Raw genomic sequence first — 12,498 nt, forward strand, 5'->3', positions numbered from 1 at the left:
GGGAACGCATGATCCTGTGGGAGCGAGCCTGCTCGCGAATGGGTGCAAAGCACCCGCCTTCAGGGCTTGACTGGTGGTTTGCGCAGCAAACTGAACGCCATCGCCGCCAGAAAAAGCACGCTGAGCAACAACACTGCCCACAGGCCGAATTTCTTCCAGTCGGTGCCGGTCGGTGCCGGTACGGCCGCAGCAGCCGGGGTGACCACCGCCCCACCATCGACCGAAGCCCTGCCCAACGTCGCCAGCTTCGCTGCGTTGAAATCAGGAATCAGCGTCGACAACGGCAAATTCGCCGCCTTCGCCGTTGCACTGCCCAACGCCAGCGTAAAAGGTCCCGCCCCCCGCGCCAGAAACACCAATTGCGTGGCGCGCACGGCAAATTTCAGCGTGGGCGCCTGAGCCCCCAGACCACCGCCGCGCTCGTCCACCACCAGTTTCAACTGCTGCACGGTTTGCCCCGATAACTGCAATTCGTTCTGCAGCACGTCCTGGCCGTTCTGGGTCAGGCGATACAACAAGCCGCTGCTCATCGGCTGCCACAGCAGGCTGCTCTCCCGGCGACCGGACAACACCACGGGCGCCAGACTGTTGGGCTGGTCCAGTACGATCTGAACGCGCTCGACGTTCAGCCCCATCGGCAATTGCCAGATGTACTCCCCCGCCTTGACACTGCTACCGGCCAACGCTTGCGACCAGACTAACGGCAGCGGCAGGCTGCGTGGGCTGGCGCTCTGCAGCTGCGCCGACGTCAGGATCGGCGCCGCTTGCGGCGTGTTCCACAGCAATCGCAGATAGCGCGCCGATTGCCCCGGCAGTCCGACTTCATGCTGCTCGACCCGTTCGTCGGCAAAGGTCAGCCGCGCCACTTGCCCTTCGCCCCAGGACTGCCAATGCTGCAAATCATCGCTGGCCTCGATGCTGAACCGCTGGAATCCGTCACGCTCGCTGGTCCAGTCGAGGATCAACTGCTGCAATGGCGCCTTGATACCGCTGGCGTCGAGCAACCAACCACGCAGTACTTCTTCGCCCGCCTCCAGCTGACGGGACGGCTGCACTTCGACCAGCGTGCCGTTTACGTTTGATTGCACCCGCACGCCCGGTGCGCGCTCGGTGTCGTCCGCCGAGTCGTACAGCGGGAACCATTTGACGTCGGTCAGCGTTCGATTGTCGTCGACCTGGGCAGTTTCCCGGGCAAGAGCATAGGCTTGCGGCTCGCCGGCAGCGTTGAACACGCGTACATCGCTGAGGTCGGTCTGCCGTGCATTCAGCTGAACCGCCAGGGGCAATTCAAGGCGATACCACGGACCTTCACCGCTCACGGACAACGGTACCTGCGCGGCGAAATCCGCCGGTTTTTCCTGAGCGCCGGCTGCCAGCGCCATACCCATTGCAACAGCGCCTAACCAGCCCAGGTTCAGCTTCTGACTCAAGACGACACTCCTTCGGTTTGCGGTGCCGGTTTTTCTGCTTCCGACACAGCCTCGATGCGTTTGGGCGGCAATGGGGCGAAGTAGCCCACCACCAGCAGCAATACGCCAACGCCAATGAACGACACAATCCGCGCCAGCCCGCCGCGGTTGCTCAATTCGATAAAGAACAGCTTGGCCACGACTACCCCGATCAGCACGGCGCCCACCAGCCAGACCTCGCGACGACCACGCAGATGTCCGCCGATCATCAGACTCAGGGCCATCAAGGTCCAGACGATAGACAGGCCGGCCTGTACCCGCATGGATTCAAGCAGCCGATCAAGCTCGAACGGCACGCCACTCCACTGGTGCGCCGTGCGCATGACCAATGCGGTGAAGAATACAAACAGCGAGACACCCGTGATCGCCAGAATGGCTTTGGCTGCGGACTCCCTGCCCACCCCAAGCTGCGTCACGGCGCTGCGGGACCAGACATATACGCCGAATAACGCAAAGATCAGCCCCAACTCCAGCGGGTTGATCAGCGGCACGTAGGGCAATGGCTCGGCGCTGCCATTACTGAAGGCGTTCGCCAACCAGAACCAGGCAAGCATCAACAGCGCCAACGGGGCAGCGGCGTACAGGCGGTATTCGCGGTTGCAGGCCGACACCGGCCACGGCCAGGCGCGCGGGGCCGCCATCAGCACCAGATACAGGCTCGGCAGAATCGCCCAGCCCAACCAGCGCCAGGCGTTGTATTGCTCGGATAACAGCAGCAAGCCGTAACGCAATTCCAGAGCCAGCACCCCGATCAACAACCAACAGCCGAGTACATGAGCCGCACTCAAAACCCGCGCCGGCAACATCGTTGCCAGGCGTCGCAGGGAGACGAAATGCACCACGAACAACGCTGACCAGACCAGCCAGCCGAAATGGGCGGCCGGGTGATAGCGCGGGTACCAGACCCCAAGCAGCACCAGTGCGGCAGCAGGGATCAACACCGTGCAGAGTACCCCCAGCGACGGCCAATTCAGACGCAGCGCCAGCACTGTCCACATCGCAACGCTTACGGCCGCGACGATCAGTAGCAACGTCCCCTGCAGCGGCAACGGTGCAAAGCGCATCACATCACTGACCCACGCCAACATCCACCAGGCCGCGCCCCACACCAGCAATATCCGGGACAAACGCTGCAAACCATCAGGCGCCATGGCAAGATTGCTGATGTGCAAACGCCAGGCACCGACCAACGCAGCCAGCCCCAGCAAGAGCGGCGCCCAGAACCCGCCATGGGCCAAGGGTCGCAACGTTTCACCAGACAGCGGCCATGCTGCGAGGATCAAGGCGCCACCCAACAATTGCACGGCAAGCGCGCTGAACAGGACTGCACGCGACTCAATGCGCAGACCGACAACTAACGTCACTAGCCCCGCCAAGGCCCAACAGATCACCGTGCCATGGCTGAAGAAAAACAGCGGCGCCAGCAGATAGAGAAATACCAGGCCCAGACAGGCCAAAACGGGCGTGCCTTGGCGTTCCCAGGATTTGGTTTGCTCCGGCGACGCTTTGTGCAACTGATAGAAACTGAACAACAGCGCGACACCCAGCATCAGCGCGCCCAACGGTGTGCCGTCGAGCAGGTTGCCCTCGCCGCCGCGCAGCTCGCTGAGAAACGTCAGGGCCGACCCCAGTTGCAGCAGCAAGGCAAAGGCCCGGGCCAACGGCCGTTGTTGACGCAGGCCGAGCCAGAAAATTCCCGCGCCTTCCACCGCCCATGCTGCGGTGGTCCAACGCGCATCCAGCCCCAGCGGGATTGCCAGACTGGTGAAAATCACCCCCAACGCCAGGCAGGTTTCCCCCAACAGCATTGCACGCCCCCCCATCAGCAGACGGGCCAGCGCCATGTAAATCATGCCCATGGCCAAAGCACTGAAGGCAGCGGCAAACTCCAGATGCTGCACCAGGGCGAACTGCAACCCGAAGCCCACCAGTGGCGGGCCGAACAGCAGCGTGCCATCAACGTAATCGCCCTTGCGGGCCGACCAGCGCAACAGCGCTTCTCGATCACCTTCCGCGGGCCCGTCGCTTATCACATGCAGCTTGCGACGAGCGAACAGCAAGCCGATGGCCAGGTACATCAGGAAGAACAGAATCAGAAACGGCTCGGTACTCCACAGCAAATCCGGCGTATAGGAACGCAACCCCCAGGCGAAACCGATGCCAAAGGTGCCCACAAAGCCGATAACGTTCAGCAGGCGCCAGGCCTTGAACCAGGCGATGGCCAGGATGCCGGCATTGAGCAAGGCGAAATAGCTGAACAGCGCGACGTGACTACCGGTGCCAGTGGAGGCCAGGATCGGTGCGGCGAACCCGCCCAGCGCGGCGACGGCCGCCAACCCCATGGCATTCTGGGTCAGGGCAAGAATCGCCGAGAACACCGTGATGGCAACCAGGACGCCAAACGCCGCCGAAGGATCGAGCAACGGGTGCAGGCGCATCGCCGCAAACACCGTCAGGTACAACACCGCGACCCCGGCGCCTTGCAGCATCAAGGCGTAATTGTTGTTGCGGGTTCGCAGCCACCAACCCAGCCCGAGCAGTCCCAGTGACGCCGCCGCGACACCGGCGTAACGCAACTCGATCGGTACCACCATGCCTTCGGTGGCGTAGCGCAGCAAGAAGGCCAGACCGAGGAACAACAGGACCAAGCCCACCCGCAATACAGTGTTGCCGCCAAACAACCAAGCGCGGGCAGCGCTGATGGCGCGCTCGATGAAATGGGGGCCGAGGGGGATCGCGGGTTGTTGCGATTCGCGGGAAACCGGTTGCGGTTTCCAGGGGTCCACGGGCAGTGGACGGTCGGGTTCGGTGACGGGATCGAGTTCGGGCGGAAGCTCCCAGACCAGTTCCGGGGTTTCGGCAGCGGTTTGCCCGACAATGCTGTCCGGGGCCGCCGTGGTTTCGCTGATGACAGGTTCAGCGGTTTCAGGGGCCGTGACGCCAGACACCTCCAGAAGTGCCAGCCGTTGCTCGACGCCATGCAGCGCCACCTGCGCCTGCTCCAGCTGACGGCGATGCTCATTGGCTTGCGACGCCAACCGACTGATACGAATGGCCTGCCCAATCGCCAAACCGAACAATGCGCCCAGCAGCGCGTCGCTGAACGACTCGTCGAGCATCCAGCCCAGCACCAGGCCAATCAGCATGAACATCCATTGCATGGTCGATATCCCTAAGCGGCCCCTTCATGGGGCGAGTCCAGGCGGTACAGCGTCTGACCTGAGTCTAGTGCGCAACGGCACAAACCATGTGGGAGCGAGCCTGCTCGCGAAGGGGCCATTAATATCAATACAAATTCATGCCTGTTTTATTATCTGTCATCGATACTTTATCTGTCGGGCTGGTCAATAAATTACTGAGTGACTGGTCAAACTTCTGCAGCGCCCTTGTTTGCACATTCTGTTGTTCATTTATATCTGCAACAATTTCTTCACTGCGCTTGTAGTCTGCCCACACCGGGCTGAGTGCTTTGGCGTCATGCCCTTGTGCAGTGGCAATATAGTTGAGGTTACGGTCGTAGAAGTGCGCACGGACATCCGCTTCAATATCGGAACTGCGCGAAGTCATGAGTTGACTGCGACTGTCGACCACCGCGATGACATCCGGTTTGGCGGCCTTGAGGCTTTGCATGTCCGGATACACCGTGACCGATCCGAACTGCCGTTGCAACGAGGCCTTGATCCAGTCTACCGCGAGGTCGGGATTGGACGTGGCCACGTAGGCGTCGTGGATCGACTGCACCAGCAGGCTCTGGCCGAAACCGGTGCCGGCGTTGGCCTGGTAGTCCTGCAGATAGGCGCGGTTGGCCTGGGTATTGCGGCTGTACACCACGCCCAGGGAGACATGGCTACCACTGGGAACGCCGGTTACGCTGCTGCGACCCACCGGTTCACTGAAGATACCGTCCAGCGAGGAAACCGCAGACGGTGCAGTGGGAATCGAACAGCCGGTTAACAGCGCCGTTATCGTCAACGTACTGACAAGTGCAAGTTTCATGGTGTTTCTCCAGTGAAACAACATCAGTCGGAAAGTTAGGGTGCCGGAAATAACCGGCGGTGCATCCAGACTAAACCGGGATGGGCACAATGAAATAGCCAATATCAGTCTTTATGGGGGAGCCACTAGTTTTGTTTGGTGTAAAGATGTCGGCGTAATTACCCGAGGAAATAAAAAGGCCCGAATGTGTAATTCGGGCCTTTTTATTTATGGCTAACCGTTCAGCGATCAGTTTTTCAGGGGGACCAGAACTTCTTCGTCCGGCGACAACACCATGAATACCAGTAACTTGGCCGGTTGGGTCGCACTGGCGTTTTTCGAGACCAGATGCTCGGAACCGGCCGCTTCGTACCAGTATTGCCCGGCCTTGTAGGTCACTTCTTTCTCGCCTTTTACCTGCGAAGTGACGGCCCCCTCCAGAACGTAAGCCATGGCGGTGCCGTCGTGCCTGTGGGCAATGGACGCCTGGCCGGGCTTGTAATCGACTTCGATCATCAAGGCTTTTTTGCCCGGTACGTTTTTCAGCATTTTGTCCTGCAATACCGTGACCTTTTCCGACGGATTACCCGCCTCATGGGCGAAGGCCGAGGCGGATACGGTCAGGGTCAGGGCGACAAGAGGGGCGGCACAGAAGCGCAAAACGTTCATGGTTCATCACCTGCGGTGGTTTAGTGGTCAGGAACCAATCTAGTGCGCTGTGGCGGGCAATCAAACAGCCAATATTCGAGAAGGTCAGGGGACCAATGCGGGGGGCCTGAAACGAAAAAGATCGCAGCCTGCGGCAGCTCCTTCAGAGGTACCCATACTCTGCGGGAACGGCCAAAAGGCTGCGATCTTTAATCGTTTTTCTATCGGATCGGAAAGCTGTTGAAGTCGACGGCGTTGGCCAACTGGCAATCGATCAGGTCGATAAATCCTTGCACTTCAGGACTGCTGAAATGCGATTGCATCGCCGCTTCCGATTGCCAGTGGGCACTGACGGTCCAGCGGTTACTGTCCTCAGGGCAGCGGTCGACCATATAGGAATCACAGCCCGGTAGTTCGCGCAGGGTGTCGACAATCTTTTGCAGTTGCTTACCCAGTTCTTCCGAGCGGCCGGCAACGGCCTGTACCTTTACGGTATTGATCACTTTGTAGGACATTGGCTCACACTCCTGAATCAGGCCGGACGAATCCTGCTCATTGAGGGATTACGCCTATGCAGGATAGGCCTGCACCCCCGGACCACCAATAGCCAATCGCCGGATAAAGCCGCAGTCCAATCCATCAGGCAACTTGTTGCAAAATGTCTCTCAGACGATCCAGGGCGATGTCGATATCCAGGGTCTCGATGGCGCCGAAACCCAGGAAGAACCCGGCTTGCGGTGTTTGTTGGTAGTAAAAACTGTCGATGGCATAGAGCCCGACTTCCACCTTCTTGGCCAGCTCGATCACCAGTGGCACGTCGATTGGTACTTTGCACATCACCACCATGTGGAAACCGGCCATGGTCGGCACGGCCTCCAGCCATGGCGAGAGATCGCCGGCCATGCGCGCCAGGATCCGGTCGCGCCGGCCCGCATAGATCGTATGGCAGCGTCGAATGTGCTTGAGCAGGCAGCCTTCGGCGATGAATTTGGCCAGCGCCCACTGGGGCAGGGTGGAGGTGTGCAGGTCGGTCAGTTGCTTGGCGCGGACCACCGCTTCGAGAATCGCCGGCGGCAGGATCGCGTAACCCAGGCGCAGCTCCGGCAGCAGGGTTTTCGAAAAGGTCCCGACGTAGGCGACGATCCCGCGCTGATCCATGTTTTGCAGCGAATCGGTTGGCCGACCTTCGTAGCGAAATTCGCTGTCATAGTCGTCCTCAATGATGATGGCGCCCAGTTCATGGGCCTTGGCCAGCAGCGCTACCCGCCGTTCCTGGCTCATGGGCATGCCCAAGGGGAACTGATGCGAAGGGGTGACGTAAATCAGCCGCGTGCCGAGGGGGATCTTGTCCACCTGGATGCCCTCGGCATCCACCGGAACGCCGATGACCGTGGCACCGTGGGTGCCGAACAACAGGCGTGCCGGCGGATAGCCGGGGTCTTCCATGGCCACGATGCTGCCGGGCCGCGTGAGCACCCGGGCGATCAGGTCCAGCGCCTGTTGCGCCCCGTTGCACACCACCACGTCGTCATCCTGGCAATTGACCCCGCGGGAAAACGCAATGTGCCGGGCGATGGCATTACGCAGCGCCGGCAAACCTTCGGGCAGGCTGTAGAGGCCCTTGGATGCGGCGATCTGGCGCAAGGCATGGGAGGTGCAGCGGCGCCAGTCATCCTGGGGAAACTGGCCCTTGCTGGTGGCGCCGCCGATGAAGTCATAACGCAGCGAGCCTTCCAGGGTCGGGTGGCGCAGAAACACCGGCAGATTGCACCAGGACTCGATCACCTCGAACCCGGCCAGCTCGGTATGGCTTTGCTTGCGCTCGATTTTTGAAGCCCGGGCATTGACGTAGGTGCCTTTGCCGATCACCCCGGTGAGGAAGTTTTCGTAGGTCAGCTGGGCGTAGGTATCGGAAATGGTCTTGCGCGAGATGCCCAACTGCTCGGCCAGCAAGCGGCTCGGCGGGAGCTGCGTCCCTGCTGCCAGACGACCTGATTCGATGGCGCTGCGCAGTTGGTTGTACAACTGGCCCGCCAGGTCCTTGCGGCCGTTAATGACAACATGTAGTTCCATACCGGCAAGCTCCTGCGACGGGTGATCTGGTTCGCGCTGTACATGGCGCAAGAGTACCCGGATTTGTCGGCAGGGATGAAGTTGCGAAGGGAAAAAACGCTGGATTGGACTAGTGGGCAATCGTCTGCCCGGAAATCGCAGAATTGGCTATCGATTGATCGGATAATCGCCGTTAGTCTGTCGCCCTCTTTGAAGCTGTCGAGTTTGCTCGATATCTTCGGGTGACAAGTTTTGGTGTTGCTCCGCCACAAGCCTTGCAATGATTATTGCAGGGCTTTCTTTGTTGCTTGAATACTATTATTTTAGATACTCATCCTTGCAGAGATATTTGTCTTGCAAGGATGAGTCAGTGCAACAGCCATTGGTAATTCAGCACTTCAGCTGGATTTGGCGGGCTTGGTTTCTGCACGTTCAGCGGTGTTCTGATTGTCGTTTTGAATCCGTTCGTTTTGCGCTGCGACCTGCTGGGCACGGGCATTGGCGCGTTCGATCAAGCGGTCGCTGCCACCTTCGGCGAAGGAGAGGCCAGAGAACGCTGCGCACAACAGGCTGCCGACGATAACTATTTTTTTCATGATGTTTACCTTTTGAAGTGAAGTTGCAAGTGTCTGGATGACGGCGCCAGTTTAGTGAGCGAATCGAACGATAGAAAATATCCAATTTTGAACTTAACGTGGTGACCAATGTGTTGTTGGAAGTTCAATGGGCCAGTGCGTTAAAGCCTGTTGTCGGTATTTGAAAGCAGGGTGTGGAGTCCTGTGTTTTTTCAATGACCGATCGTGGTAAGTGGTCCACCGTTTTTTCGCATAATTGGATCTGGCATCGCCCGGTGTGTGTGCCAATCTTGAAACATTCACCTGATTGAAAAGGCCTGCCATGAACCCTCGACTGGATTACTACAGCGCTTCACCCAAGGCGATGAAAGCAATGATCGCCATGGAGGCTCTGACCAGCAGCCTGAGCATCGAGCCGGCGCTGTTGCACTTGATCAAGATCCGCGCGTCGCAGCTCAACGGCTGCGCGTTCTGCACCGACATGCACTCGGTGGATGCCCGGCGCCTGGGCGAGACCGATCGGCGCCTGTATTCCATTGTGGTCTGGCGCGACAGCAACTTCTTCAACCCGCGCGAGCGTGCAGCCCTGGCCTGGACCGAGGCCGTGACGCTGCTGTCGAAAAGCCATGTGCCGGATGATGTCTACGAGGAGGCCCGGGGCCAATTCAGCGAAGGCGAACTGGTGGACCTGACCATCGCGGTCACCACCATCAACAGCTGGAACCGCCTGGCCGTGAGCTTTCGACAAAGTCCCAGTACCTGATCTCAAGGGCACGCGTCCCTCTGCTCGCGATGGACGTCAACGATAACGCCCCCGGTCTGAATGATCGCGTTGTCTGGGTATCCATCGCGAGCAGAGCTCGCTCCTACAGGTGTGTTGTCACACCCGCTTCATGATCGATGCGCAGGATGGAGCTCCCAGAGATAGATCGACAGGGAGTCATCGATGTCATTCTTGGAAGCTTCCGGTCATCGGCGTATGGCCGAGTACCGCGTCCCCCATGATAAAACTCCATCCTGGCGCCTCCGCGCGGCACAGATCGATCCGGTGCTGGCGCAGAGTTTCAGCGTCAGTGCCCGTTGCGGCTGCTTCATGCAGGCGGCCCGCCGCCTCAACATCAAGGCCACCCTCTTGCGCAAGCAATTGGCGCAGCTGGAAGCCCAGTTGCAGTGTTCATTGTTCAGCCCCTCGGACAATGGCCTTGTCCTCAGTCGTGACGGGTTGCAATTGCAGTCGCAGTTGATTGCGCTGGCCCACGAACGTGACCTGCCGGTGATCCAGCAACCGTTGGTGCGCCTGGCTATCGCCGAGTCGATCCTGCACGACATTCTCGGGCGCGATCTGGTGGCATTGCTGCGACGCAATGCCAGCGTCCGCCTGGACATCATCACCCTGGACAGCGAACTGACCCTGCAAGCAGTCACGGCCGATGTGGTGGTGTGGCTGGCCGGCACCGATTCGCCGCTGCCCGGTCCGAGTTTCGCCACCAGTGAGCCCCGGGCCCTGGCGCAACTCGACTACCTGCCGCACATCGCCAAGCGCTATTCACGGGTCGCCTCGCGCCCCGACAGCCTCGAGGATCTGGCCGACTTTATGTTGGTGCAATGGCAGCATGATCGTCAGGTCGACAGTTTTCGGCCATGGAACAATCTGGTGGACCAGCGCCTGGCCGGGGTCGTGCAGTTGCATTCCTATGAGCTGATGCTGGAGATGATCCGCTGCAGCGCGTGCATTGGCTTGTTGCCCGGCTACATGAGCCGCTTCGATCGCGGGTTGACCGGTTTGCCGGAGCTGTTCGGTCAAGCGATGCAGCGCCAGGTGTGGATGGCGGTGAATGCCGGGTCGGAGGGCGAGGAGCAGGTGCAGATGCTGGTGGAGTTGATCCATAACACCTTCAGCGAACGTCGGGAGTGGTTCGAGGGTTGACTCATCTCAAACTGTGGGAGCGAGCCTGCTCGCGAAAGCGTCATGTCAGTCAATACGAGTGTTGAATGTGATGGCCTCTTCGCGAGCAGGCTCGCTCCCACAAGGATTCTCGCCAGCAGGGATGGTAGCGTTGTAGAGTGAACCGTCATGTCTGCCTCAAGGATGAATCACCCATGCCCGTCACTGAATCGCTCATCACTCTCGAACGCCTCAAGGAATCCCACCTCGAAGGCATCACCGCGCTCTACCGTGAGCCGGTGGTTGTTCGTCAGACGCTGCAAATGCCGTTTTTGTCCCCCGATATCTGGCGCAAACGCCTGGCGTCGGACGACGAGCGGGTGATGCAACTGGTGGCGCTGCACCAGGGGGCGGTTGTTGGCAACATCACCCTGGAACAGTTTTCCCGTATCCGCCGCAGCCATGCCGGCAGCTTCGGCATGGGCGTGGCGCGTGAATGGCAGGGCAAAGGCGTGGGTTCAAAGCTGCTGGCGGCGGCACTGGACATCGCCGACAACTGGATGAACCTGCGCCGCGTCGAACTGACCGTTTACGCTGACAACGAAGCCGCCATCGGCCTGTATCGCAAATTCGGTTTCGAAACCGAAGGGCTGCTGCGCGATTACGGGTTCCGCGACGGCCAGTGGGTCGATGTCTTGAGCATGGCGCGCCTGCGTCGCATGCCCGGCTAGAGACCTCCCGGCGTTTAGTCGTACGCCGGCAGCGCGCATCTGCCATGCTGGATATCCGTAGCACCGCTTCAACCAAAGGAACACCGCAATGGACGATGTACAGCAACTGGGCGAGATGCTTCGTCACTACGCAGAAAGCGAAGCGCACAAGAAGCAGGTATTCGAGTCGCAATCGGCCGTTTGGGCGACGCGCATCGGTGAACTGTTCGACCAGATCCAGCAGTGGCTGGAGCCGGTCAAGGCACCGAATCTGCTGGAGGTGAGCCGCGAGCAGTACGTTGCCTTCGGGCCAAGCGTTCCGGTGGAGGCGTCGACGTTCAAAACCGAGAAATTATCCATTGTGATTGCCGGCAAGCCGGTGGAATTCGTGCCGGATGTGATGGGCGTGGGCGGTCAGATTTCCCTGGCGGTCATGGGCTTTACCGCTGCGCGCTATGGCAGCGTTTCGCTGGTCTGCCTGCCACCTTCCAATGATTGGCAGTGGCGCAAGACCAACGGTTTGAAAGACCCGGATACCTTTGCGTTCGATGCGAACTTTTTGGCGCAACAGCTGCAGAGCCTGATTCCCCGCGAACGCAGCTGATTTTTCTGTGCACCGCCTATCCCCCTGTGGGAGCGAGCCTGCTCGCGAAGACGGAGTGTCAGTCGACATCAATGTTGACCGATACACCGTTTTCGCGAGCAGGCTCGCTCCCACAGTGAAAAGGGTGGCGCATCAGATTTCAAGGTTTCCCCAACCCGGCTTCACCTCTTCCGGCGCCACCGCATTGATGGTCTTGCCAGTAGCGGCCTCCACCCGCCGCGCCACCTCCGGATCATCGGCAAACGGAATCAAACTGGCATCCTCGAGACTCTCGGCAGTCTGGTGTCTCAAGCAATATTCCACCGCCAGCCACAGGCTCACCGCTCCCAGAATATTCAGCGCGATTTCGATCATCAGGCTATCTGCGCCTCAAGTTCTGCCATTTTCAGGTCTGACACCCGGACCGTCCGCCACACGTTGTAAGCCATCAGCAACATGCCACCGAGGAAGAACACGCCCCCGGCAAAGCGCACCACGAACCCCGGATGGCTGGCCTGCAAGGCTTCGACGAAGGAATAGGTCAATGTGCCGTCGTCGTTGATTGCGCGCCACATCAGGCCCTGGGTGATGCCATTGACCC

Annotated in this window: 12 protein-coding genes and 1 pseudogene; 4 read left to right on the plus strand and 9 right to left on the minus strand. The window is 59.8% G+C overall.

All coding sequences use genetic code 11. From position 1 onward, the window contains the following. Positions 1-59: 59 nt before the first annotated feature. From ACW9HW_RS25215 to ACW9HW_RS25245, 7 genes are all read right to left on the minus strand, one after another. Positions 60-1,430 carry a DUF3999 domain-containing protein gene (locus ACW9HW_RS25215; RefSeq protein ID WP_457402046.1) on the minus strand — a complete coding sequence of 457 codons (1,371 nt, stop codon included), beginning with the start codon at positions 1,428-1,430 and terminating at the stop codon, positions 60-62. Further along, complete coding sequence (locus tag ACW9HW_RS25220) at positions 1,427-4,630, minus strand: DUF2339 domain-containing protein (RefSeq protein ID WP_457402047.1); 3,204 nt, start codon at positions 4,628-4,630, stop codon at positions 1,427-1,429. The genes ACW9HW_RS25215 and ACW9HW_RS25220 overlap by 4 nt, the downstream gene beginning before the upstream one ends. Positions 4,631-4,754: 124 nt before the next feature. Then, the gene (locus ACW9HW_RS25225) at positions 4,755-5,465 is read right to left on the minus strand and encodes an ATPase (RefSeq protein WP_457402048.1); all 711 of its coding nucleotides are present in this window, start codon (positions 5,463-5,465) and stop codon (positions 4,755-4,757) included. A 228-nt stretch (positions 5,466-5,693) separates the two neighbouring features. Next, the gene (locus ACW9HW_RS25230; protein ID WP_457402049.1) at positions 5,694-6,113 is read right to left on the minus strand and encodes a cupin domain-containing protein; all 420 of its coding nucleotides are present in this window, start codon (positions 6,111-6,113) and stop codon (positions 5,694-5,696) included. A gap of 200 nt (positions 6,114-6,313) precedes the next feature. Next, positions 6,314-6,607 (minus strand): antibiotic biosynthesis monooxygenase family protein, encoded by a 294-nt coding sequence (locus tag ACW9HW_RS25235; RefSeq protein ID WP_095194078.1) that lies wholly within the window; start codon positions 6,605-6,607, stop codon positions 6,314-6,316. Between the two features lie 124 nt (positions 6,608-6,731). After that, a complete protein-coding gene (pdxR, locus tag ACW9HW_RS25240) occupies positions 6,732-8,165 on the minus strand; it encodes a MocR-like pyridoxine biosynthesis transcription factor PdxR (protein WP_457402050.1) in 1,434 nt (477 codons plus the stop codon). A 377-nt stretch (positions 8,166-8,542) separates the two neighbouring features. Then, complete coding sequence (locus tag ACW9HW_RS25245; protein WP_457402051.1) at positions 8,543-8,740, minus strand: hypothetical protein; 198 nt, start codon at positions 8,738-8,740, stop codon at positions 8,543-8,545. A 301-nt stretch (positions 8,741-9,041) separates the two neighbouring features. On the opposite strand from ACW9HW_RS25245, the gene ACW9HW_RS25250 reads away from it, so the two are divergent. The 4 genes from ACW9HW_RS25250 (at position 9,042) to ACW9HW_RS25265 (ending at position 11,918) form a co-directional block, all read left to right on the plus strand. Beyond that, the gene (locus ACW9HW_RS25250; RefSeq protein WP_095194081.1) at positions 9,042-9,482 is read left to right on the plus strand and encodes a carboxymuconolactone decarboxylase family protein; all 441 of its coding nucleotides are present in this window, start codon (positions 9,042-9,044) and stop codon (positions 9,480-9,482) included. A gap of 183 nt (positions 9,483-9,665) precedes the next feature. Beyond that, the gene (locus ACW9HW_RS25255; protein WP_457402052.1) at positions 9,666-10,646 is read left to right on the plus strand and encodes a LysR substrate-binding domain-containing protein; all 981 of its coding nucleotides are present in this window, start codon (positions 9,666-9,668) and stop codon (positions 10,644-10,646) included. A gap of 173 nt (positions 10,647-10,819) precedes the next feature. Continuing rightward, on the plus strand, positions 10,820-11,335 hold the full coding sequence (locus ACW9HW_RS25260) for a GNAT family N-acetyltransferase (RefSeq protein WP_095194083.1): 516 nt from the start codon (positions 10,820-10,822) through the stop codon (positions 11,333-11,335). Between the two features lie 88 nt (positions 11,336-11,423). Further along, positions 11,424-11,918, plus strand: coding sequence for a hypothetical protein (locus tag ACW9HW_RS25265; protein WP_095194084.1), 495 nt, complete (start codon positions 11,424-11,426; stop codon positions 11,916-11,918). 132 nt (positions 11,919-12,050) lie between these two features. On the opposite strand, the gene ACW9HW_RS25270 is transcribed toward ACW9HW_RS25265, so the two are convergent. Continuing rightward, positions 12,051-12,272, minus strand: a complete 222-nt coding sequence (locus ACW9HW_RS25270; protein ID WP_457402053.1) for a cbb3-type cytochrome c oxidase subunit 3 — start codon at positions 12,270-12,272, stop codon at positions 12,051-12,053. Then, a pseudogene (locus ACW9HW_RS25275) lies at positions 12,272-12,498 on the minus strand (cytochrome C oxidase Cbb3); the annotation flags it as partial. The pseudogene ACW9HW_RS25275 and the gene ACW9HW_RS25270, both read right to left, overlap by 1 nt.

It is taken from the genome of Pseudomonas sp. SDO5532_S415 (assembly GCF_054071155.1).